At 41.9% G+C, this 24,001-nt stretch carries 20 protein-coding genes; 12 read left to right on the top strand and 8 right to left on the bottom strand.

All coding sequences use genetic code 11. The annotated features are described in order from the left end of the window. Nucleotides 1-64 precede the first annotated feature (64 nt). The 5 genes from ACZ5GY_RS08405 to lpdA all read left to right on the top strand — a co-directional run bounded on the left by ACZ5GY_RS08405 (nt 65) and on the right by lpdA (nt 5,861). On the top strand, nt 65-1,138 hold the full coding sequence (locus tag ACZ5GY_RS08405; protein WP_213691658.1) for a DctP family TRAP transporter solute-binding subunit: 1,074 nt from the start codon (nt 65-67) through the stop codon (nt 1,136-1,138). An 84-nt stretch (nt 1,139-1,222) separates the two neighbouring features. Beyond that, nucleotides 1,223-1,693 (top strand): TRAP transporter small permease, encoded by a 471-nt coding sequence (locus ACZ5GY_RS08400; RefSeq protein ID WP_213691659.1) that lies wholly within the window; start codon nt 1,223-1,225, stop codon nt 1,691-1,693. 12 nt (nt 1,694-1,705) lie between these two features. Further along, nucleotides 1,706-3,004, top strand: coding sequence for a TRAP transporter large permease (locus ACZ5GY_RS08395; protein ID WP_464111747.1), 1,299 nt, complete (start codon nt 1,706-1,708; stop codon nt 3,002-3,004). A gap of 22 nt (nt 3,005-3,026) precedes the next feature. Continuing rightward, nucleotides 3,027-4,373, top strand: a complete 1,347-nt coding sequence (locus tag ACZ5GY_RS08390) for a dihydrolipoamide acetyltransferase family protein (RefSeq protein ID WP_213699852.1) — start codon at nt 3,027-3,029, stop codon at nt 4,371-4,373. A 27-nt stretch (nt 4,374-4,400) separates the two neighbouring features. Then, nucleotides 4,401-5,861 carry a dihydrolipoyl dehydrogenase gene (gene lpdA / locus ACZ5GY_RS08385; protein ID WP_464111746.1) on the top strand — a complete coding sequence of 487 codons (1,461 nt, stop codon included), beginning with the start codon at nt 4,401-4,403 and terminating at the stop codon, nt 5,859-5,861. A 72-nt stretch (nt 5,862-5,933) separates the two neighbouring features. Here lpdA and ACZ5GY_RS08380 read toward each other — a convergent pair whose 3' ends face one another. From ACZ5GY_RS08380 to ACZ5GY_RS08355, 6 genes are read right to left on the bottom strand one after another with little or no spacing between them, the layout of a single operon-like run. After that, complete coding sequence (locus ACZ5GY_RS08380) at nt 5,934-7,286, bottom strand: dihydrolipoyl dehydrogenase family protein (protein ID WP_213691663.1); 1,353 nt, start codon at nt 7,284-7,286, stop codon at nt 5,934-5,936. A 16-nt stretch (nt 7,287-7,302) separates the two neighbouring features. Continuing rightward, complete coding sequence (gene gcvPB, locus ACZ5GY_RS08375) at nt 7,303-8,769, bottom strand: aminomethyl-transferring glycine dehydrogenase subunit GcvPB (protein WP_213691664.1); 1,467 nt, start codon at nt 8,767-8,769, stop codon at nt 7,303-7,305. Beyond that, nucleotides 8,766-10,112, bottom strand: coding sequence for an aminomethyl-transferring glycine dehydrogenase subunit GcvPA (gene gcvPA / locus ACZ5GY_RS08370; RefSeq protein WP_213691665.1), 1,347 nt, complete (start codon nt 10,110-10,112; stop codon nt 8,766-8,768). Before gcvPA ends, gcvPB begins: the two co-directional genes overlap by 4 nt. Before the next feature lie 4 nt (nt 10,113-10,116). Continuing rightward, a complete protein-coding gene (gene gcvH, locus ACZ5GY_RS08365) occupies nt 10,117-10,518 on the bottom strand; it encodes a glycine cleavage system protein GcvH (RefSeq protein WP_213691666.1) in 402 nt (133 codons plus the stop codon). 24 nt (nt 10,519-10,542) lie between these two features. After that, a complete protein-coding gene (gene gcvT / locus ACZ5GY_RS08360) occupies nt 10,543-11,634 on the bottom strand; it encodes a glycine cleavage system aminomethyltransferase GcvT (RefSeq protein ID WP_213691667.1) in 1,092 nt (363 codons plus the stop codon). Nucleotides 11,635-11,655: 21 nt separating this feature from the next. Beyond that, entirely contained in the window at nt 11,656-12,663 is a 1,008-nt protein-coding gene (locus ACZ5GY_RS08355) for a lipoate--protein ligase (RefSeq protein ID WP_213691668.1), read from the bottom strand. Between the two features lie 346 nt (nt 12,664-13,009). On the opposite strand from ACZ5GY_RS08355, the gene ACZ5GY_RS08350 reads away from it, so the two are divergent. From ACZ5GY_RS08350 to ACZ5GY_RS08340, 3 genes are read left to right on the top strand one after another with little or no spacing between them, the layout of a single operon-like run. After that, entirely contained in the window at nt 13,010-14,020 is a 1,011-nt protein-coding gene (locus tag ACZ5GY_RS08350) for an ABC transporter substrate-binding protein (RefSeq protein ID WP_213691669.1), read from the top strand. A 48-nt stretch (nt 14,021-14,068) separates the two neighbouring features. Beyond that, complete coding sequence (locus ACZ5GY_RS08345) at nt 14,069-15,763, top strand: ABC transporter permease (protein ID WP_464111745.1); 1,695 nt, start codon at nt 14,069-14,071, stop codon at nt 15,761-15,763. Nucleotides 15,764-15,767: 4 nt separating this feature from the next. Then, on the top strand, nt 15,768-16,880 hold the full coding sequence (locus tag ACZ5GY_RS08340) for an ABC transporter ATP-binding protein (RefSeq protein ID WP_213691671.1): 1,113 nt from the start codon (nt 15,768-15,770) through the stop codon (nt 16,878-16,880). On the opposite strand, the gene ACZ5GY_RS08335 is transcribed toward ACZ5GY_RS08340, so the two are convergent. Together ACZ5GY_RS08335 and ACZ5GY_RS08330 are read right to left on the bottom strand one after the other, a co-directional pair. After that, a complete protein-coding gene (locus ACZ5GY_RS08335; RefSeq protein ID WP_464111744.1) occupies nt 16,867-17,856 on the bottom strand; it encodes a lipoate--protein ligase in 990 nt (329 codons plus the stop codon). The genes ACZ5GY_RS08340 and ACZ5GY_RS08335 overlap by 14 nt on opposite strands. A gap of 54 nt (nt 17,857-17,910) precedes the next feature. After that, nucleotides 17,911-18,702 (bottom strand): 3'-5' exonuclease family protein, encoded by a 792-nt coding sequence (locus tag ACZ5GY_RS08330; RefSeq protein ID WP_213691673.1) that lies wholly within the window; start codon nt 18,700-18,702, stop codon nt 17,911-17,913. Nucleotides 18,703-18,840: 138 nt separating this feature from the next. On the opposite strand from ACZ5GY_RS08330, the gene ACZ5GY_RS08325 reads away from it, so the two are divergent. From ACZ5GY_RS08325 to ACZ5GY_RS08310, 4 genes are read left to right on the top strand one after another with little or no spacing between them, the layout of a single operon-like run. Further along, complete coding sequence (locus tag ACZ5GY_RS08325; protein WP_213691674.1) at nt 18,841-19,980, top strand: tetratricopeptide repeat protein; 1,140 nt, start codon at nt 18,841-18,843, stop codon at nt 19,978-19,980. Between the two features lie 10 nt (nt 19,981-19,990). After that, nucleotides 19,991-21,637 carry a hypothetical protein gene (locus ACZ5GY_RS08320; RefSeq protein WP_464111743.1) on the top strand — a complete coding sequence of 549 codons (1,647 nt, stop codon included), beginning with the start codon at nt 19,991-19,993 and terminating at the stop codon, nt 21,635-21,637. 16 nt (nt 21,638-21,653) lie between these two features. After that, nucleotides 21,654-22,220: a uracil-DNA glycosylase gene (locus ACZ5GY_RS08315; protein ID WP_464111742.1), complete on the top strand. Its 567-nt coding sequence runs from the start codon at nt 21,654-21,656 to the stop codon at nt 22,218-22,220. A gap of 37 nt (nt 22,221-22,257) precedes the next feature. Beyond that, nucleotides 22,258-23,961 carry a hypothetical protein gene (locus ACZ5GY_RS08310; RefSeq protein ID WP_464111741.1) on the top strand — a complete coding sequence of 568 codons (1,704 nt, stop codon included), beginning with the start codon at nt 22,258-22,260 and terminating at the stop codon, nt 23,959-23,961. Nucleotides 23,962-24,001 lie beyond the last annotated feature (40 nt).

Below are 24,001 nucleotides of genomic sequence, written 5' to 3'. Positions count from 1 at the left end.
GTGGTAGCGGTACAGGTTACAGAATTGAGGAATACCCATTACATCTCTAACAGGAGGGAAAAGAATGCGTAAACTGATTGCTGTTGTAACCTTGGTGGTTTTGATTTGTGGGCTTTCCATTCCTGCTCTTGCAGCTTATAAAGACGAATACAAAATGAGTGTTAACGTAGCAGCACAGAGTGCCTGGGGAAAGGGCGCAGGAAAATTTGCCGATCTCGTTGCTGAGAAATCAGGTGGAAAGATCAATGTTAAGGTTTACTATTCTGCACAGCTTATGGCTGGGAAACAGACTTCTGAGTTTATGATTGTTCGAAATGGAGCAGCTGATTTTGCTCTCTCTTCTACAATTAACTGGTCGCCTCAGGCAACAGAGTTAAACTTGTTTGCTCTTCCTTTCTTTATTTCAAGTCAGCCCGATCCCTATAAAGCTCTTGATGCAATAGAGGCGGGAAAAGCAGGTAAGATAATTTCTGATGCTCTTCAGAAAAAAGGAGTTACTGTTCTTGGATGGGGAGAAAATGGTTTCCGGGAGCTTACAAATGGCATTAAACCTATCGTAACCCCTGATGATATGGCTGGAATGAAAATACGCGTAGTAGGAAGCCCTCTCTATCTCGATATTTTCAAGGCTCTGGGTGCTAACCCCATCAATATGAACTGGGGAGAAGCAGTAACAGCATTCCAGCAGGGCGTTGTCGATGGTCAGGAGAACCCCGTTAACTCAGTTATCCTTCCTTATAAAGTATTTGAATTTCATAAATACCTTACAGATTGGCACTATGTTGTCGACCCACTTATGTACGCTGTAAACAATAAGATATGGTCATCTTTTAGCCCCGAAGATCAGAAAATGCTTATGGAGTGTGTTGAAGAGGCTTCCAAATATCAAAAGGCCCTTGCTCGGGTTGGTCTTGACGATGGCTCTTCAATAGCTTATCTCAAAGAAACGGGTGAACTTCCAGAGGTTACCGAACCATATAAATACCTTGAAGAGCAAGGTATGACCATAACGAAGTTAAGTGCCGATCAGGTTAATGTCTTTGTTGAGAAGACAAAATCTGTTTTCGATACATGGAAAGATAAGATTGGTAAAGATTTGGTAGAAGCCGCTGAACAGGATATGGCAACTGTAAAGTAACTGCTACGGTTTCAGAGTGAAAATGGCGGAGGAGGAAGACCCTTTTCCTCCTCTTTTTCGAAAAAGGAAGGGATTGTTGGCCTTATGCTGAAAAAAGTATGGAATCACTTTGAAGAGCTCGTTGGAGCGGCAATGTTGATGATTATGGTCAGCATAGCTTTTATCAATGTTGTCACTCGCTATTTTATAAAATACCCCCTCTCTTTTACTGAGGAAATTGAAGTCAACCTCTTTGTATGGCTTGTTATGTTGGGAACGTCTATGGCCTTTAAACAAGGAGCCAATTTAAGCATGACCTTCATATACGAAAGGTTGGCTCCAAAAGCGCGAAAAGTTTGTTTTATATGCTCCACAGCAGCAACCATTATGTTTTTCGCAGTTCTGGCTTATTACGGATATATTGAAGTTTTGGATGAGATTGCACTGGACGTAACCACAGAATCACTGGATATACCAGTCTGGATATATACCATAGCTACACCAATTTTTTCTGTGCTTATTATTGTACGTCTTTTACAGCATTCCATTCAAACATTCAGAAATCATCAGGTTTAAGGGGGGCTTATCATGTCTGAAATATTTAAAGACCCCGCATTATGGGCACTTATCATTTTTATAATACCTCTTTTATTGAGATTCCCTATAGCTGTTGCTCTTGGAGGGGCAGCTCTCTTCGTTTCATGGTTCTGGGGATTAGGGCATCAAATGATTTCCTACAATTTTTATGCAGGTATTGCAAAGTTCCCTCTTTTGGCTATTCCCTTCTTTATATTGGCAGGCGTCATTATGGAGAAAGCAGGGATTGCCGGACGAATAATTAATCTCATTAAGGAATTGGTCGGTTCTGTTACAGGCGGACTCGCCATTGCAACGGTTGGCGTTGCTACTTTCTGGGGGGCGGTAAGCGGTTCTGGTCCGGCAACAGTGGCAGCTCTTGGTCTGATTCTTATCCCAGGTATGGCTGCAGCCGGATATGATAAAGCATTTTCAGCTGCTGTTGTGTCAGTTTCTTCTGGTTTAGCTATAGTTATTCCACCGAGCATAGCATTTATTGTATATGGCGTTGTTACAGAGACATCTGTAAGTGCTCTTTTTGCCGCAGGAGTTTTCCCGGGAATTGTCGTTGCTCTGTTTATGATGCTTTTTGTCTACTTAATCAGTAAAAAACATGGCTATCGTGGTGAGGCAAGAGGAGGCAGAAAAGCTCTTGTGAGAGCATTTAAAGAATCACTATGGGGATTGTTGACTCCTGTAATTATTCTCGGCGGTATTTATGGGGGTATCTTTACTCCTACAGAAGCTGCTGCAGTGGCTGTCTTTTACGGTTTTTTTGTGGGAGTGTTCATTTATAAAACCATAACTCGTCGGGTTATGTACGATATTCTTGTCTCAAGTGTAATTTCAACAGCTGTTGTTATGATTGTTGTAACATGTGCAGGGTTATTTTCATGGGTTGGCGCCACTGTTGGTCTTATAGATAAAGCTGCCAATTTTCTCTTGACCCTTTCTGATAATCCACTGGTTATATTACTTCTCATCAACGTTATTTTGCTTTTAGCCGGAATGGTACTTGACGCTATTTCTATTTACTACGTTTTTTTGCCCATACTTATTCCTATTATGAGCCACTTCGGCTGGGACCCTATATGGTTTGGTGTTGTTATGACTGTCAATCTGGCTATTGGACAGGTTACTCCTCCTGTTGCCGTTAACCTGTACGTGGGAGCTAATATAAGTAATCTCACTATAGAAGAAATAAGCAAGCCGGCTATGCCCCTTGTCTTCGCCTCTATATTGGCCCTTATCGTCATTATGCTTTTCCCGTCACTTTCTACGTTCTTACCTAAGGCTTTTAATCTTTATTAAATAAGTTGGAAGGAGGTTTATTATGGCTACATTGGTTACAATGCCTAAATTGGGACTCACTATGAACAGTGGCTCTGTATCAGAATGGAAGAAGAAGGAAGGAGACGCTGTTGGTAAAGGTGAGATTCTGTTTGTAGCAGCAACAGATAAACTGACATTTGATGTAGAAGCTCCAGAAGAAGGCGTTTTATTGGCAACTCTTGTGGCACTAAATGAAGATGTAAAAGTGGGAGCGCCCTTGGCTGTGATTGGCGAAGAGGGAGAAGATTATATGTCTCTTCTCGGTGAAGTAGAGTCACAAAAGCCTCAGGAGACTCGGCAAGAAAATTCTTCCTCTTTTGATGTACATGCTGAGCAGGAAAAAAAGAGCGAGACAAAAGGTTTTATCAAAGCATCTCCTCTGGCGAAAAAAACGGCAAAAGATTTTGGAGTGGATATTTCTCTTGTAGAAGGAACCGGTCCGGAAGGTCGTATCGTTAAAAAAGACGTTATTGCCTTTGTTCAAAGTGTGTCTGTTTCTTCAAAAGTAAAGGCATCTCCTGTTGCAGAGCGTATGGCTGCCGATTTGGGAGTCAACCTTATCGACATAGAGAAGCAGGGACGTATTATGAAAGAAGATGTTATTTTTGCTTCTCAAGGCAAAACCGCAGCTTCTACTCCTGCTCGCTATGTTTTTCCCGCTGAAGATCGCCGTATTCCTTTAACAAATATGAGGAAGGTTATTGGAGAGAGAATGCTTCTTTCTACTACAACCATACCTACAGTGACCTACAACATGGAAGTGGATTTTTCTGCTCTTATTTCTTTAAGAAAGAATATAAAAGAAGCAGCTTTAAAACAAGATGTAAAAATTTCCTACAATCATATTTTAATGAAAATATGTGCCCAGGTCCTCACCGAATATCCTATGGCGAATGCGAGTCTTGATGGCCAGGAAATTATTCTACATGGCAATGTCAATATAGGTTTGGCAGTTGCTGTAGAGGGCGGTCTTGTCGTTCCCAACGTGAAGGCTGTTCAGGCAAAGTCTCTGTTGCAAATTGCTTCCGAAACAGATGATATGGTAGCTCGAACTCGAGAAAATCAGCTGGAACTTGAAGAGATGCAAGGTGGAACCTTTACTATTTCGAATTTGGGAATGTTCGGAATGCATAGCTTTACGCCAATTGTAAATCCTCCAGAGGCATGCATTTTGGCTGTGAATGCTATTGTTGATCGACCAATGGTGATAGACGGAGAAATTCAGGTTCGTCCTATTTCTATGTTATGTCTTACAGCTGATCATCGTCTCGTAGATGGTGCAGATGCAGCTAAATTTTTGGTCAGAGTTAAAGAACTTATAGAAAATCCCTACCTGCTGCTTTTGTAGGTACCAAGAGGAGGTTTGCAGCAGATTATGGCACATACAATAACAATGCCGAAACTGGGCTTAACGATGAATGAAGGAACAATTTCTGACGGGAAAAAACGTATAGTTGTTATAGGGGGTGGCCCGGGGGGCTATGTAGCCGCTATACGAGCTGCGCAATTGGGAGCTCATGTTACTGTTATTGAAAAAAAACGCCTTGGCGGAGTATGCCTAAATATTGGGTGTATTCCCACCAAAGTTTTGTTGCACACCGTTGAGCTATATACGGCCATTAAGGCAGGAGCTTCGTTGGGACTCATAGCTGACAATGTATCTGTTGATTGGAATACTTTGATGAAACGAAAAGAAGATGTAGTGAAGCAATTGACAGGCGGAGTTGGCATACTTCTGAAATCCAATGGAGTAGATGTAGTGGAAGGCGAGGCTGCTTTTGTTTCTCCAAGTGCAGTCCGTGTACAGTTAAATGCAGGTGGGGAAATGGTTGTGGAGGGTGATAATTTTATAGTGGCGACTGGTTCCGAACCTGTTATTCCGCCAATACCAGGTTTTGATCTTCCTGGTGTTATTACAAGCAATGAAGCGCTGAGTCTCGATGAGATTCCAACATCTATGGTCATTGTGGGGGGCGGAGTTATTGGCATGGAATTCGCTTCTATTTTTGCCTCTTTAGGTACAAAAGTGACTGTTGTGGAAATGTTACCTGACGTTCTTCCAAATATTGATGAAGAGCTGGCTCCGATAATAAAAGGGGTTTTAGGGCGTTTAGGTGTGGAATTCTATACATCTTCCAAGGTAACGAAAGTATGGTCAAGCAGTGATAGCCTTTCTGTTAGTGTAGAAAATATTGATGGCTCGTTAACGATTGAAGCAGCCAAAGTCCTCGTTTCTGTGGGTCGCCGCCCCGTAACGGGAAGTCTTGAGCTTGAAAAAGCGGGGGTAAAGACTGAGCGAGGTAGAATTTCAGTAGATAGCCACCTTTGCACAAGTGTAAGTCACATTTATGCAATCGGAGATTGTGCTTCTCCGATTATGCTTGCTCATGTTGCAACTCATGAAGGTCTAGTCGCCGCCGAAAATATAATGGGCGAAACAGTTATCATGAACTACAAAACAGTTCCAAGTGCTATTTACACATCTCCTGAGATTGCATCTGTTGGGCTTACAGAAAAACAAGCTATCGAGAAAGGGTACAAGATAAAAGTAGGACGTTTCCCATTGGTGAATAATGGAAAGTGCGTCATAATGAATGATATCGATGGCTTGGTGAAGTATGTTATAGATGAAAAATACAATGAAATACTCGGGGTTCATATTATAGGTCCGAGAGCGACGGATCTTATTGTGGAAGGCGCATTAGCTCTTCGACTGGAAGCAACAGCAGAAGAAATTATTTCAACGATTCATGCTCATCCCACAGTAGGAGAAGCTTTGGGAGAAGGAGCTTTAGCAGCTCTTAACAGGGCTCTTCATCTTCCTGCTACAAAATAGCAGAAAAGAAAGAAAAGAGCCGGAGGTAAAGATACATTCTCCGGCTCTTTTTATTGTGTTTTGCTCTAATTTTTATTCTTCTTCCAGGCGGAAGAGAGCATCTTTAAAGCATTCTGTTAAAGTGGGATGGGGGTGAATTGTTCTAGCGACTTCTTTCGCCTTCATCCCTTGAGCTACAGCAAGGGCTGCTTCACCTATGAGAGAAGATGCTTCTGGGCCCATAATATGAACTCCAAGTAAGCGATCATCATCTTTAGATGCTATTACCTTGACAAAACCGTCAGTATGATTCAGAGCTTGTGCCATACCGTTACCCAAGAAATAGGCTCTGGCGACTTTTATGGGAATATTTCGAGCTTCAGCCTCATCTTCGGTTATGCCGGCCACAGCAATTTCGGGATCGCAAAAAACACACCATGGAATATGATCGGGGTTGATAACATACTCTCGACCCAGAATATGTTCCACTGCGCTCAACGCGTGGTATTCAGCAAGATGAGCAAGCATCATTCCACCAGTGACATCTCCTATGGCGTATATTCCAGGAATATTAGTTTGCATATTTTTATCTACCCTGATGCCTTTCCTAGAGTATTCTATAGCGGTTTTTTCTAGCCCGAAACCATCGAGAATAGGAATCATGCTTGACGCCAGAATAAGACGATCACACTGGATATCAACAGGACCTTTAGGTGTAGAGCCATGAAGCTTAATGGATGTTTCTTCCTGAGTTGCCTTTTCCGGCGTAAAATAGTCGATCATCGTAATCTTCATTTTTTTAAGAGATTGGATAAGTTTCTTTTTTATGTCCTTATCAGATCGACGAAGAACCTGGTCGGAATGTTTGAGAATCGTAACGTTTTTCCCCATACGTTTCAGAAGAACTGCAAGCTCAACAGCTATGACGCCGGCTCCTACAACGGCTACGGATTCTACTTCATTGCATTCGGGATATTTCCACAGCTCGGGATAAGTAACAGCGTAATCTCCGGTAATGATGCCGGGAAGCGCCGATCCTTCAAAGTCCATAGAAAGGGAACGTGCTCCTGTTGCTATAATAAGATTTTTCCCTTCGATTTGCCGCAGGCCATCCTTAGTTTCTATAGAAATAATTTTAGTTTCGCCAGTGCTGGTGATTTCACCTGTTCCGCGTATAATTTCGACTCCTGACATTTTCATGAGAGTCGATATGCCATCGTGTAATTTTTCTACAATACGTTCCTTGTAATCCCACATCTCTTCAATGGAACCATGACCGCCCACTATTCTGGCAAAGTAGGCTTTCGTAGGAATACAACCACGATTCAGACAGGTACCGCCAAGACGGCTTTTTTCAATCATTACAACTTTCAGACCACTTTTAGCAGCTAATTCTGCGGCTTTGTTTCCTCCGGGCCCTCCACCTAAAACGATAACATCGTACATGCATCCACCTCCAATGTTACTCCTCTTCTGGAGTCCAACGTAAGACGGGTTTTCGAGCAGCTAGTGTTTCGTCAAGTCGAGAAACCACCGTTTTATAAGGAGCATCTTTAAAGGTTTCCGGATGTTCTTCAGCTTCATTTGCTACGGAAATCATAGCCTGTGTAAAAGCGTCTAGCTCCTCTTTGCTTTCACTCTCTGGAGGCTCTATCATAAGAGCTTCTTCGACAATGAGAGGGAAGTAGACTGTGGGTGGATGGAATCCGTAGTCGATAAGACGTTTAGCTATATCTAAAGTAGAGACTCCGTATTGGTTATGCTGTTTTTTGCCTGAGAGTACGAATTCGTGTTTGCAAATACGATCAAAATCAAGTATGTAGTGCTTTTTCAACAGGGCCTGCACATAGTTTGCGTTAAGAACTGCATTTTCTGCCGCAGATCGAAGACCTTCCGGTCCCATGGTGCGAATGTACGTATATGCCCGTACGAGAACGCCAAAGTTTCCGTAGAAAGAGCGTACTTTACCGATAGATAGCGGACGATCATAATCGAATTCGTATGTATCATCTTTCTTGATAATAAGTGGAGCGGGCAGGAAGGGGACGAGTTTTTCGCACACTCCTACAGGGCCTGCACCAGGGCCGCCACCTCCATGGGGAGTACTGAAGGATTTATGCAGATTAAGGTGAATTACATCAAATCCCATATCACCGGGACGTGTTTTTCCGAGAATGGCATTAGCGTTAGCCCCATCGTAGTACAAAAGTCCGCCGGCGTTATGAATGACATTGGCTATTTCAAGAATCTCTTCCTCAAATAGGCCAAGGGTGTTTGGATTTGTGAGCATAATGCCAGCAATTTCGTCTGACATGAGAGCCTTCAAAGCTTCAAGATCCACATTGCCTCGTTCATTGGATTTTACTTCTACAACTTCAAAGCCAGCAACAGATGAAGATGCTGGGTTTGTACCGTGGGCTGTGTCAGGCACGATCATTTTAGTTCGTTTCGTATCGCTTCTGTTCTCATGATATGCCTTAATGATCATTATTCCGGTGAGCTCTCCATGAGCTCCTGCTGCCGGTTGAAGCGATACTGCTTTCATTCCGGTTATTTCCGCCAGCATTTCAGAGAGTTCATACATGAGAGCCAAAGCTCCTTGAACTGTTGTCGGATCTTGCAATGGATGGATTCCTGTAAATCCAGCCAGCTTTGCCATATCCTCGTTTAATTTCGGGTTATATTTCATCGTGCATGAACCGAGAGGATAGAGGCCTTCATCTACAGCGAAGTTCAGTTGAGAGAGACGAGTAAAGTGACGAACAACATCTACTTCACTTACTTCTGGCAATTCAGCTTTATCTTTTCTGAGCATGCCTTCAGGAATCAGACTCTCCAGCTTCTCGCAAGGCACATCTATTTCAGGAAGAGAGTATCCTTTTCTTCCTGGTACGCTTGTTTCAAAAATAGGAGGCACAAGTCGAATCATGCCTGATCCCCCCTTGCTATTTTGACAAAACGTTGAATCTCTTCCTGCGTACGTTTCTCTGTAACAGCAACGAGCCAGCCATTTTTCAGATCTGGATAGTGACAGGAGAGATCGAAACCGCCGATGATCCCCTCTTTGAAAAGTCGTTTATTTAATAACGTGGGGTCTTCTTCTGATGTGACAACAAATTCTCTGAAGAAGGGGGTATCAAAGGTAGCTTTGAATTTACTCGTCTCAGTAAGAAGTTTTTTCGTGTAGAACGCTTTCTGAAGAGATGTTTCGGCAACCTCTCGCAATCCTTCTTTTCCCATGAGAGTCATATAAATTGTCGCCATAACAAGATTAAGGTTTTGGTTAGAACAGATATTTGATGTTGCTTTCTCACGTCGAATATGTTGTTCTCGTGCCTGAAGTGTGAGGACGTAACCAGTATTGCCATTTCTGTCTACAGTTTGTCCCACAATTCTTCCCGGCATTTTTCGCATGTATTTTTTGGTTACGGCGAAGAATCCAAATCCAGGGCCGCCAAAATTCATAGTATTACCCATAGGTTGCCCGTCACCAATAACTATATCTGCACCATATTTTACTGGAGGTTCCAAAATGGCCAGAGCCATGAGGTCTGTAGCAACAACAAAAAGAGCTCCGGCATTTTTTGTAATTTCTCCTATTGTTTCAAGATCTTCTAGTGTTCCAAAGAAGTTTGGATTTTGAACGATGACAGCCGCTGTTTCTGATGAGAGTTCTTGTTTCAATTCGTCTATGTCGAGGCGTCCGTCTTTAAAACCTATTTCTTTAACAGTTAAATGTTGATAGGGTGCATAGCTTTCGAGAACGATTCTGCTTTCAGGGTGAACAGAACGGGCAACGAGAATTTCATTTCTTTTGGTGGCAGTGCCAGCCATGAATGCAGCTTCTGCCATAGCAGATGCCCCATCGTACATAGAAGCATTCGATACGTCCATACCAGTTAGTTCACATATCATTGTCTGGTATTCGAAAATAGTCTGAAGGGTTCCCTGGCTTACTTCAGGCTGGTAGGGTGTGTAACTTGTTACAAATTCCTGCCGGCTTGCAAGATGATTAACGACAGTAGGAATAAAATGGTCGTATATGCCTGCCCCTAAGAAGAAGGTATATTTATCAGCACTGGCATTTCTGGCAGCCATGGAAGAAATTTCTTTGCTTAGTTCCATCTCGGAAAGAGCAGCAGGAATGTGCAAATCTCGTGACAACAGTATAGACTCCGGAATATCGGCAAAAAGATCTTTAATTGAAGATAGACCGATAGTCTGGAGCATTTCCTTTTGCTGTTTCTCAGTGTTCGGAATATAACGTGCCATGAGTTTATGCCCCCTCTTTTGTTTCGAGGCTGTCACACAGCTTCTCATAAGCCTCCCAGTCAAGTAAATTATCAAGTTCTGATGTATCGGACATTTCAATAATGGTAATCCAGTTGGTGTATGCATCTTCATTAAGGAGTTCAGGAGAATCTTCCAGCTCTGTATTGTTTTCGGTTACAGTACCACTTATGGGAGCGTAGACATCATTGGCTCCTTTTACTGACTCGACAACGCAAAGATCGCTACCTGCAGAATAATCAGAGCCTTCTTCTGGAAGCTCAACGTAAACAATATCGCCCATAGCATGCTGGGCATAGTCGGTTATACCAATACGAGCTTTTCCGTTTTCTACTTTCACCCATTCGTGACTTTCTGTGTACTTAATATCTTTCAATACCTTTGCCATAATTAATTACCTCCTTTTCTCTTTTTAACGTTTGTAATGTTTTTGATAGAAGGGTCTTTTTACTTTTTTAGCTTTCTTTTCTTTCCCGTGAATAACAATAATCATTTCCTCTTCGTTGACGAATGGAGCCTCTACAAGAGCGGATGCAATGCTCTTATCAAGACTTGGAGAGAAGCCTCCAGTTGTTACTCTTCCCACAGTTCTACCCTGAGCTTTCACTTCGTATTGCTCTCTCGGGATTCCTTTATCAATCATTTCAAGGCCAATAATTTTTCGAGGTACGCCATTTTCCTTAAGAGCGGCAAGAGCATTTCGACCGATAAATTGTTTATCCAGCTTTACAAAGAATCCCAGCCCCGCTTCAAGTGGGGTAATATGGGCGGCTAATTCATGACCGTAGAGGGGAAGCCCCGCTTCGAATCTAAGACTGTCTCTGCATCCCAAACCAGCAGGTAAAATTCCAAAATCTTGGCCTGCTTCCATAATGGCATCCCAAACCTTCGCGCCTTCATCCCAAGGAATATAGATTTCGAATCCATCTTCTCCTGTGTATCCAGTTCGTGAAACAAGTGCATTTACACCAGCTACATTGACATTCTCTACAAATCTAAAGAAACCCAGGCTTGCAACATCAAAGTTTGTAATTTTCGTCAGGATTTCTTCTGCTTTAGGTCCCTGCAGAGCCAATTCACTGTATTGGGGAGATAAGTTTTCAACATGCACCCCTTCCGAGACGTGATCATGAAGCCAAAGAACATCTTTTTCAGTATTGGATGCGTTGATCACAAGAAAATAATTTTCTGTAGAAACTTTGTAGACGAGAAGGTCGTCAACTACTCCTCCATTGGGGTAGCACATGAATGTATAAATGACCTGTCCTTCCTCCATGATTGTGATATCGTTGCTCATCATGTTTTGAAGCCAGGCTTCTGCCTTAGGTCCAGTAACTCGTACCTCGCCCATGTGAGAGACGTCAAAAAGGCCGGCTGCAGATCTGACCCTCTTATGTTCTTCGACAATACCTGCTTCATAATGCACAGGTAACTCCCAGCCGCCAAAATCGACCATTTTTCCGCTATGCGCAATATGTTTCTCATAAAATGCTGTTTTCCTCACAATCTCACCTCCGTTTTATGCTTAAAACATGTTTGTCCAGTTATGTTCAAACCAGAATGCTATATCGTGAGCTTCCTGGGGGATAGAATGAGGGAAGCTATTTCGTAATCTTTCTGCAAGAGCCTGTCCATTTAGGGGGACCTCGTGCAGAAGGGGCGCTATGCTTGCAATAAGGTCACCGTCCATAGCATCAGAATAGAGTTGACAGTGAGAGATCATTCCTTCTTTAACGTGGAAACCGAAATCTACGTGTCCCCAATCAAAATGATGTTCCAATTGCACGTCAAAATCAGGAGAATTCCCATAAATCCATTGTTGACTGCTATATTTTTTATAAAGTTTTTGAACGTTATCTTTCAGAGCAAGATCTTTCAGAGAAATAGGAGATCCTTCTCCTCCGTATTCTTTTAGAAATGAGGTAAAAATTGCTTTTTTTATTACATCAATGGAAAGAGATTCATTAAATTCTTTGAGGTTCGCAACACGAGATTTTACGGAGTCTATTCCTTTAGCCTTCAGTTTAGCAGCAGGTGGCTGTAAATATCGAACCATTTTTTCTAAGTCAACGTCAACTAAGATTGTGCCGTGATGATATCGACCGAGTTTACCTTGATAGAAAGCATTCCCTGAAATTTTTCTGCCATGTACTAGAATGTCGTTTCTACCACTGAAAGAGGCGGGGATTCCAATAGATCTGAAGGCGTCAACAAGAACTTTGATATGTCGAATGAAATCGTAACTGAGATGAGAAGCAAGAAATGTAAAGTTTAAATTTCCTAAGTCGTGGTAAACCGCTCCGCCACCAGATAATCGACGAGCTAAAGTCCCTTTTTCTTTTTCCAGAAGGCTAGTACGGCATTCCTTCCATGCATTTTGATTTCGGCCAATAACGACAGTGTGTTCATTTTGCCAGAGGTATAAAATTACATCATGACGAGAGAGCAACGAGAGAAGATGTTCCTCGAAAGCCAAGTTGATCCATGGATCGAAAAAAGGAGATTCTGCGAAAAATGTCTTAACTTTGAGCATGGTGGCACCTCCCGAAACAAAAAGCCTACAATAGACATAAATATGTCCATTGCAGGCTCCGATCCCCTCTAGAGACAATTCATAATAATCATCTTGAAGCCTGGCCGTTGTCCAGATGACTTGTATAATGTCCCTTCGGCGCCTCATTGAGTCTTTTGTGCATATAGAAATAGACTCAACTCGCTTATATTCATTTTGTACCCTACAGTCTATCGAATATTGTTGCAAAGTCAATGGTACAATTTCTAGTAGAAAAATTCAGAAAAAAGAAAAGAGATCGTTCTGTGCTATATTGAATTACAAAACTGTAGAAGTATTTTAGATACCGGCTAAAGGAGGGAGTTTCATGAAACGTAAATTTTTAAGTTTTACATTTCTTGGTATTGCGATTATTGCATTATGCCTATCGCCTCTTCATGCTTTTGCCGCAGATCTTATTATTTATTCAAGTGTTGACGAAGAGAATGCCCGCCATATTTTAGAGACTTTTACAAAAGACACAGGCATAAAGACACAGATGGTATTCTTATCTTCAGGCCCGGCATTAAGCCGTCTTGAAGCGGAAAAGGCAAATCCACAAGCTGACGTATGGTTTGGTGCGCCGAGTGAAAATCATATTGTAGCTAAGGAAAGAGGTCTTACAGAACCCTATCTTTCTCCCCAAGCTACTGACCTTGCTGATAATTTTAAGGATACAGAAGGTTTTTGGCATGCTTTCTATATGAATCCTATTGGTATAGGTGTTCTTCCAGATGCCTTGAAATCTGAAAATCTCCCAATGCCAGAATCCTGGGAAGACTTAAAACACGAAGGGTTCAAGGGGACGATTCAAATGCCATCACCTCAATCTTCAGGAACAGCTTTTGCTATTATGATGACCTTAATAAGTATTTATGGAGAAGATGAGGCTTTTGCCTATATGAAAGCTCTTAATCCCAATATCCAGACATATACACAGAGCGGAACGGGCCCGAGTAAAAATTTAGCCATTAAAGAAGCAAAAGTGGCCATTCAGTTTACTCCTGCATTTCTCAAGCTTGTTGATGAAGGTTTCCCAGCAAAGGTTATTTTCCCCAAAGAGGGAGTAGGGTATGAAGCTGCAGCCTTATCAATTATCAAAGGAGCTAAAAATAAAGAAGGCGCACATAAACTCATTGACTGGATATTATCTAGAAAAGGACAACAATCTCTCAGCGAAAATAAAACATACTTTTTCCCTGTACGAAGTGATGTTACTGCGGGAGAAGGGCTTCCCTCTCTTTCTGAAATAAAACTTATTGATTATGACAGAGAAAAAGCAGCCCAGGAGAAGGGACGTCTTATTGATCGTTGGGTTACAGAGGTTTTAGGACAGTAAACAAAAGGGGCTGGTTCTCCTCAGCCCCCTTTTGTTTAGGAGGATTGTATGTCGTATGTACGTAGAGCAAAGAGAGAACTGCGACTCCTATGGCGTGATCCCCTTCTTGCCCTGTTAGTTGGAGGGGTTGCCTTATCACTTATTCTTTTTGTTCTTTATCCCCTTATTTCAGTGTTGATCAAAAGTTTTCAATCTCAGGAAGGACTTTATTCTTTACAAAACTACCATCGTTTCTTTACTTTTCGCTATTTGCGAAATGCATTAAAAAATAGTCTTCTTGTGGGGACCGCAACAGGATGTGTTGGTGTTTTTATAGGTTATATAGCTGCTTTTACTGTTACCAGAACGACAATTCCAGCGAAGAAATTTTTACACGTGCTCTTCATTTTGCCTATAATTTCGCCTCCTTTTACAAGTTCCCTTGCTATCTTGATGCTCTTCGGAGCAAACGGTCTTATCACCAAGGGTGTTTTAGGTTTAAAAAATTTCAGCATATATGGTTTTAAAGGTGTACTTCTTTCGCAGATTTTTACATTCGCTCCAGTTGCGTATCTAACGTTAAGGGGGGTATTGGAGTCGTTGAATCCAACGTTGGAGGATGCAGCTATGAATGTTGGAGCATCTCGTATGCAAACATTTTGGAAGGTAACGTTACCTCTGAGTCTTCCTGGAATAGCCAGTGCCTTTCTTGTTGTTTTTATTGAATCTCTCGCTGATTTTGGAAATCCTCTCGTTTTGGCAGGGAGCCGTTTCCCCATGCTTTCTACACAGGCATATCTGGAAATTACGGGGTCATTTAACCTTCCTTTGGGAGCGGCGTTGGCGGTAGTCTTGCTTCTTCCGTCTATTACAGCTTTTGCAATACAGCGCTATTACCTTGAAAAACGACAATATACGACAATAACAGGTAAACCTGTAGCTTCATCGTCAAAGCTTGTTAGCCGAGGTGCTCGAAAAGTTTTGCAATCCTTTGTTGTTGCATTTGCCCTCTTCGTACTCCTTTTTTATGGCACAATCTTTGTTGGCGCAATGATAAATGTGTGGGGATATGACTTTTCTTTGACTGCTAAACATTTTCTCTATGCTTTGAGTGTTGGATTCGAAACGATAAAAGATACGTTGATTGTTGCCCTCTTATCTACACCTATTTCAGGACTTCTCGGTATGCTTATTGCCTTCCTTGTTGTTCGACAGCGTTTCCCTGGAAAGGGTACGATTGAATTTGTTTCTATTTTAAATTTTGCTGTGCCGGGAACAGTTGTGGGTATTGGGTATATTTTGGCCTTCAACAAACCGCCTCTTCTTCTTATCGGAACATTGGCCATTCTCGTGCTTAACTTTATTTTCCGTTATATCCCTGTGGGTATTCAATCAGGAATAGCTGTATTGCGACAGATTGATCCAGCCATAGAGGAGGCTGCTCAGAATCTGGGGGCAGATGGAGTAACTACCTTTAGGAAGATAACTTTGCCTCTTATTGCGCCAGCCTTTTTTTCCGCGCTTGTTTTTGCTTTTGTTCGTGCCATGACAGCTATTAGTTCTGCAATCTTCCTTGTTTCTGCACGATGGAACTTGCTTACAGTTCAGATTCTTAACGAGGTTGGGTCGGGGCGTTTAGGTGTAGCGGCCGCTTTTAGTGTGATTCTTGTCGTAATTGTTCTTTGCGCAATTGTTATTATAAGCCGTCTTGTTTCAGGCAGAGCGGGTGGGATGAAAGCCATAGAGATTTCAAAGGAGCTGTAAGTTCATGGAACTTAATATAAATAATCTAGTTAAAGAATTTGGCAGTTTCGATGATCCATCAAATAGAGTAGTTGCTGTCGATCACGTCAATCTTTCTGTTGGGGAGGGAGAGCTAGTAACTCTATTAGGACCTAGCGGTTGTGGTAAAACAACGTTACTTCGAATGATTGCTGGTTTTGAGGATCCTACTTCTGGCGACGTCTTCTTTGGTGAAGAGAGAGTGAACAATGTGGCCCCCAATCAAAGGAATGCTACTATGGTCTTTCAATCCTATGCTATTTTCCCCCACCTTAACGTCTATGAGAATATTGCTTTTGGTCTTCGCCTTAAAAAGATAAAAGAAAAAGAGATAGAAGAGAAGATGGAACAAGTTATTGATTTAGTGGGGTTAACAGGATTGGAATCTCGGCAACCGAGCCAACTTTCAGGAGGTCAGCAGCAACGGGTCGCTTTAGCACGAGCCATAGTTATGGAACCCGCCCTTCTTCTTTTTGATGAACCTCTTTCTAACCTTGATGCAAAATTGAGAGAACAAATGCGCATAGAAATACGGAATTTGCAAAAAAGACTGGGAATTACAAGTGTGTATGTTACACACGATCAAGCAGAAGCCATGAGCATTTCAGACCGTATTGTCGTTATGAACAAAGGGCGAATAGTGCAGATTGGAACACCTTTTGATCTATATGCGAGGCCGGCAAACTCTTTTGTCGCTGCTTTTATTGGTAAGGTCAATTTTATGCCGGTTCGTATCAAAGACAAGGGGTGTGTACAGATAGGAGGAGCGACCTTACAGGTAACGGAAATGCCATCTGGATGTAGTGTTGATGATACTCTCATTGCAGCATTACGCCCCGAGTCTCTCATAATAGGCCATATCACTGAGGAGAGTAACATTTACGATAGGGGTAGAATTATCCGCAGAACGTTTTTAGGTACAATCATCGAATATGAAATAGAGGTTCACAACGAATATTTCAGTGAAAATCTCATTGTTCATACTGTGAACCCCATGACTCCAGATCTTTTTGAAATAGGCGAAACCGTGTTTATTCGGTGTAAAGAAGAAGCTATTCACATCTTATGTGAAACTCCTGACCTTTCTAACAGCAGATAAACGAGACAATTTCCTCTTTTGGTATAGCTGCAAAATACTTTTCGACAAGAACGGAAGATAGCCTCTCCTTCAGAGCGCTTCCTTCATAGGGACAGTTTAAAAGATGATTTTCCAAAACGTCAATGTTTTCGTCACCAAAGAAATCTCCGAAAAATTGGCAGCCAATGATTGTCCCTTCTTTGATGTTGAAGTAGGCTTCAACCTTCCCTGCATCAAAGCGATGGCTCTTTTTTTCTGTATATTCGGGGGATTTCCCCCAATTCCATTCCCATGTGTTGTATTTGTCTTCCATAAGTTTCTTTATTTTCTTATGATCATCTTGGGTGAGAGGATATGTTTTCACACCTTCTTTTTTATCCATTTGATCTAGAATTGCGTTTCGAAATGTTTCTATGGTTATTTTACGGGGAAGCCACGGAAGGATATTTGTCACACGGCTTCGAACAGATTTTGCAGCCTTAGAAATAAATTTGTCTTCTGAAACATTCAGCGCTTGAGAGAGAACATCAAGATCTGAGTTGAAAAGAAGTGTTCCATGATGGAGTAGTCTTTTTTTATCCATATGTTGTGCATTCCCTGAGAATTTTTTCCCGTCGATTGAGAGATCATTTCGGCTATTGAACTCAGCTTTTACGCCAAGGCTTTGCAATACATCAATAATTGGTTGCGTATGTTTTTGAAAATCAAAGGGATTCTCGGAATCGTTAGGAACGGCAAAAGTATAATTGAGGTTACCAAGATCATGATACACAGCTCCACCTCCTGTAATACGTCGAACAATGTTAACATTATTCTCTTTTACAAAAGGAGCGTTTATTTCTCCTGCCGTGTTTTGGAATCGTCCTACAATGATAGATGGCTCATTACGCCAAAGAAGAATAAATTTTTCTTGACATGTAGATAGTAGAGAATATACGTATTCTTCAAATGCTAAATTGTAACGGGGGTTGACACTATTATTCTCAATATAATACATTCCTATACCTCCATAGACTAATAAAGTGCTTATAAAGCCTGACCTTTATTGACTTTATTCGAGTGGGGCATGAAGTGACGCATAGCGGTTGATAAGAGTCTGTAATTGAAATGAATATTCTGTGAGGTTGGCAATACGCGCGATTGCTTCTGCAAACTTAAGGCCCTGTATAACAAAACAGTCAGGTTGAGTTGGAAAAGGCATGGTGTAGTGCTCTTCTTGTGGCTTAAAGTATTGATTCTTGTAAGCTTTAAATGAAACGAGTTCTGGTTCTGAACTCCACACGCGCATGAAAATTCCATACAGTTCGAGACAGTCACTAAGGGAGTAATGTCCCATCTCTGCCGGTATACTTTCTTCTATTTCTCTGACGATAATTGGCGTTTTAAGTCGAGAAATAGTTTTCATCTTCGCTTCGTTTAAACGTGGCCATTTGTAAAGTTTTGCGTTGCGCGGATTAGGAATGGCGCACCAAGTTGTAAGTCCCAACATAGAACACCACCATTTCCACATCTTTACTGCTTCTTTAGGGAGAAAAGAAGTATCGAAGGCCAAGTTATGAACAATAATTCCAGATACATGCCATCTTTTCCAAAAGGAGAGAAGGGCGTTAATGTCTTCAAGAAAATAAAGAGGATAGGATTCTGCCTGCCTAAACCAATGAATTCTTTCCACAGTTAATCCATGAATTTTTTCTGTAGCCATGTCAGGAGTTTCGGTAGGAAAGTAGAATCGGTTGAAAATATCTCGAATATACCCTCTATCATCAAAAACTATGGAAGAGGCTGAAACAACAGAACTACCCTTTAACCCGTTTGTCTCAAGGTCGAATACTGCAAAGTTCATTTATCGATTCTCCTTTCTCCAATGTGGAAACTGATTTTAGCACGTATTCTTTTTTGATGTCAGTTCCTCTTTTGCATATAAAAAAGAAATAGTAGAATAAATAAAAATATTTAACTTTTCGAAGAGGAGGAACACCCCATGTATATGAAAAGAAGGGTCCCCCGATTTTTTTTATCTCTTTTGTTTTTATCCGTTTTCCCCTTTGCGATTTTTGCATCTGATCAAGCAAGCAAATATTTTGCGACAGCGATGCGTTTTGCTGAGGCTGGGCAATATCAAAAGGCAGTTTTTACTTTTCAGAGAGCTATTGAAGCCCGTCAAGATTATCCTGAAGCTTATTATAATATGGCTGTAGCTTTAGAAAAGCTTGATAGAACAGATGAGGCAATAGTAGCCTATCAGGAGACAATAAAGCTAAAACCATCTTATTCTGGTGCTTATATAAATTTAGGGAATATATATCTTTTGAGAAAAGAAAATGATAAAGCTACAGACTTATATTCTCAGGGCTTAAAAATTGCTCCTGATTCTTTTGCTTTGACCTATGGTAAAGGGCGCGCTCTTTTTCAGGAAAAAAATATGAAAGAAGCAGAACAGTGGTTTAAAAAGACAACGGAACTTGCCCCCAAATGGGGAGAGGGGTTTTTTATGCTCGGAGTTACTTCTGGCAGACAAAAAAAGTATGATGCGGCATTTAAAGCATATGAAAAAGCTGTAGAACTTGCCCCTTCTCATGCTGAAGCTCATTTTAATCTGGGGGCTTTATGGGGACGAAAAGGGGATCGTGGAAAAGAAATAGCCTACTATCAGAAGGCGATAGAACTTAATCCTCAATTCTATCTAGCATATTATAATCTTGGAACTGCACGAGCTCAGCTTGGAAAAACGGAAGAAGCCATTGATGCCTTTAAAAAAGCTATAGAGATTGAGCCACGTTATTCTTATTCATGGAACAACTTGAGTTCTCTTTATGTTCGTACGAAGCAGTATTCTCTTGCAGAAGAAGCTGCCCAAGAAGCTCTTTCATTAAAAAAACAATTCCCTATGGCTTTAAATAATCTGGGGTTGGCTCGCATTGGTTTAAAAAAGTATTCGGAGGCGGTGAAGGCTTTTGAAGAAGCCATATCATTGGCGCCTCAATATGCAGAACCTCACTTTGGTTTAGGCTTGGTTTGGGCTTTAAAGGGAGAAAAGGAGAAGGCAGTGAATGAAGTTGAAAATCTTAGATCCCTTAACTCTTCACTTGCCGATCAGTTAAAGGCTCTTTTAAATCAGTAGGAGGAAGAGGATGATTTCAAGAAAGGGCATCGTTCTTCTTATTGTGTGTATATGTTTTATAGCGAGTTCGTCAGTGGTATGTGGAGAGACACCGTCGTCACATTCTTCGCAGATAGAAGAGTTTCAGCCAGATCCGATAGCAACCGCCAATGATTTTGTGACGACGTTTTTAGGTTCCTCCCCGCAGGTTTTGGGAATAGCTTCCGATACGTCGGCGCTGGCATCCATTGGGCAGAGTGTTCTCGAAGGCAACTACAAAAAGGCGATGCAACAGGTAGGTGACTTTGCTGCAGGTAAAGCTGTTTCGTCAATTCCCGTTGTAGGTTATATGGTGGCAGTTGGGAATGTGGGGAAATATGCGGGAGAGAAGACCTTCCATTGGCTGGCCACATCGGAGCTTGAGAAGAGTTACAAGCTGTTGCGTGGAGATGAAGGACTTACGACGGTCTATCAATTCCCAGGGACGTATAAAGAGTTCAAGAGAAATGATGAGCTTTATACGATCTTTTCAGGATCGACGCGAGCAATTCTCTTCACATATATAAAGAAGCATAGTGATTTGAAGACGGAAGAAGAGCTTGAGAGAGCGGCGATAGAAATGCTCATAGCAAAGAATACTTTTGATGTGCTCTGCGATAAGTATGGATTGGAAGGAAAAGATAGAACCCCTGAAAATTTACAGCAGGAAATAGAGATAGAAGCAGATATATCAGCGGAGATCGCGAAGGAAAATGAGGAGAAGCGAATTGCTGAGCGTAAGCACGTTGCGGAAGAGAAGTTGAAGGAAGAAAAAGAGGAAGAAGATCAGCCAGCAGAGAAAGAGGAAGAAAAGTCAGAACTTGTATCGGACCAAGAATCGGAGATAGGGTTGGATGAAGCTCTTCCCGATCCGGATATGCCAGAAGAGGCTCAAGCAGTTGTAGCAGAGAAGCCCGATGAGGTAGAAGTTTTACCAGAGCCGAAGGTTGAAAAGAAGGTTTCGCCAGCTGAGCCCCTTGTCTGTAGCGTATCAGCTCGTAAGGGAGAAGGAGATACGACTTATTTCGATATTGTGGTGACGAATGTTTCCGATCATGTTGTGGATAACGTATCGATGACATTAGCGGCTATCAACGAGATTAAGTCGGGAGGAGTAGGTTGGGGGCAGGGAAGCAGCAACACTATCTCGTTGTCTCCGGGGCAGTCGACTTCTGTTCCGGCCATGGCTATGGGAGATGCCCAGGGGATTCAGGTTGTGATAAGGAGTGGAAGTGGCTTCACGAAAGCTTTGGTGGCGAAATCTGTTCATAAGAAAAAGATAGTGGCTGATGGTTGTTATAGAGGTGCTTTTAAAGGACAAGGAATTTCCGGATCTCTCCAATTGACTATTTCTGGTACCTCTGTACGTGGTGTTTTGACTGGGTCATATACCGACCCTAATCAGAAGATCGTAAATAAAGCAGCTATTACAGGGTCATTTGATCCGGAGACTGGTGCTATTTCGGCAAGTTGGTCTGGAATGGCTACAGGAACAATGAAAGTTGACGGAGAAAAATATAACGTAAACGAACCTATTTCAGGTTCGTTTAGTGGGGTATATTCAAAAAAGAAACTTGCGGGGAATTGGTCTGGTGGAAGTAGTTATATCTCCTCAAGTGGACAATGGAGTGCTCAATAGGAGGAATAAATCGTCTATGAATATCTTTTCAATACAACAGAGGATCAATTCATGTCAAAAATGTCAATTATGTGCTCAGCGCCGGCAGCCGGTTATGGGAGAAGGAGACATACGAAACAAGATTATGCTTATAGGAGAAGCTCCAGGAGCGACGGAAGATGAATTAGGGCGCCCTTTTGTCGGAAGATCAGGTAACTTGTTGAGACAACTGATGGAAGAGGTAGGTTTGACACGTGAAAATTTTTTCATTACCAATATGGTGAAATGTCGTCCGCCTGAGAACAGAAAACCAACTAAAGAAGAGATTGAGGCATGTTGGCCTTTTTTAAAAGAACAGATAGACGAACTTTCTCCAGCCTTAGTTGTTACAGCTGGAAATACTCCGACACAATGGTTTTTAAATACACGGAAGGGAGTTACAGCACTACGAGGTCAATTTTATACATGGACTTTAGAAAAAAAAGAAATGCAGATTCGTCCTATTTTTCACCCGAGCTACTTGTTAAGAAATAGATCGAGAGAAAAGGGACGTCCTATTGATCTCACATTATTTGATTTACGAGAAATTGCTACTTTTCTGTAGTAAGAGTTATATTTTTTAAATCAGTAGGAGGAAGAGGATGATTTCAAGAAAGGGCATCGTTCTTCTTATTGTGTGTATATGTTTTATAGCGAGTTCGTCAGTGGTATGTGGAGAGACACCGTCGTCACATTCTTCGCAGATAGAAGAGTTTCAGCCAGATCCGATAGCAACCGCCAATGATTTTGTGACGACGTTTTTAGGTTCTTCCCCGCAGGTTTTGGGAATAGCTTCCGATACGTCGGCGCTGGCATCCATTGGGCAGAGTGTTCTCGAAGGCAACTACAAAAAGGCGATGCAACAGGTAGGTGACTTTGCTGCAGGTAAAGCTGTTTCGTCAATTCCCGTTGTAGGTTATATGGTGGCAGTTGGGAATGTGGGGAAATATGCGGGAGAGAAGACCTTTCATTGGCTGGCCACATCGGAGCTTGAGAAGAGTTACAAGCTGTTGCGTGGAGATGAAGGACTTACGACGGTCTATCAATTTCCCGGGACGTATGAAGAGTTCAAGAGAAATGATGAGCTTTATACGATCTTTTCAGGATCGACGCGAGCAATTCTCTTCACATATATAAAGAAGCATAGTGATTTGAAGACGGAAGAAGAGCTTGAGAGAGCGGCGATAGAAATGCTCATAGCAAAGAATACTTTTGATGTGCTCTGCGATAAGTATGGATTGGAAGGAAAAGATAGAACCCCTGAAAATTTACAGCAGGAAATAGAGATAGAAGCAGATATATCAGCGGAGATCGCGAAGGAAAATGAGGAGAAGCGAATTGCTGAGCGTAAGCACGTTGCGGAAGAGAAGTTGAAGGAAGAAAAAGAGGAAGAAGATCAGCCAGCAGAGAAAGAGGAAGAAAAGTCAGAACTTGTATCGGACCAAGAATCGGAGATAGGGTTGGATGAAGCTCTTCCCGATCCGGATATGCCAGAAGAGGCTCAAGCAGTTGTAGCAGAGAAGCCCGATGAGGTAGAAGTTTTACCAGAGCCGAAGGTTGAAAAGAAGGTTTCGCCAGCTGAGCCCCTTGTCTGTAGCGTATCAGCTCGTAAGGGAGAAGGAGATACGACTTATTTCGATATTGTGGTGACGAATGTTTCCGATCATGTTGTGGATAACGTATCGATGACATTAGCGGCTATCAACGAGATTAAGTCGGGAGGAGTAGGTTGGGGGCAGGGAAGCAGCAACACTATCTCGTTGTCTCCGGGGCAGTCGACTTCTGTTCCGGCCATGGCTATGGGAGATGCCCAGGGGATTCAGATAGTGGTAAGGAGTGGAAGTGGCTTCACGAAAGCTTTGGTGGCGAAATCCATTCATAAGAAATCTGAAAATAAAGAGGAAACAGTGAAGACTGTGGCTGGTAAGATGAGAGTTGATGGAGATTATAAAGGTGTTTTTAGCGGCAAGGGGTTTTCTGGATCTCTCCAATTGACTATTTCTGGTACCTCTGTACGTGGTGTTTTTGCTGGATCATATAAAGATTCCAAATATAAGATGGATATAAACTCGCCTTTTAAGGGAACCTATAACCCTGAGAATGCCACCATTAAAGCGTCGATTTCGGGAAAAATGACTGTAATAGACTATCACGATAGTAGATATCGTTCCGATAATGGATTTTTCTGTGATTTGAAAGGGACCTATTCAAAGGGGAGTCTTTCTGGAACGTGGTTTGGACAAAACGAATTTGATTATAATTTTTATGGCGGAGAATGGAGTGCCCAATATATAGACAGAAAATAAGAAGACCCCCCTAACTTCGCTTTTGTAGCTAAGTTGGGGG

This window comes from Aminobacterium thunnarium (assembly GCF_055390565.1).
The sequence above is the reverse complement of the archived record's forward strand: the minus strand, read 5'-3'. Positions and strand labels throughout refer to the sequence as shown.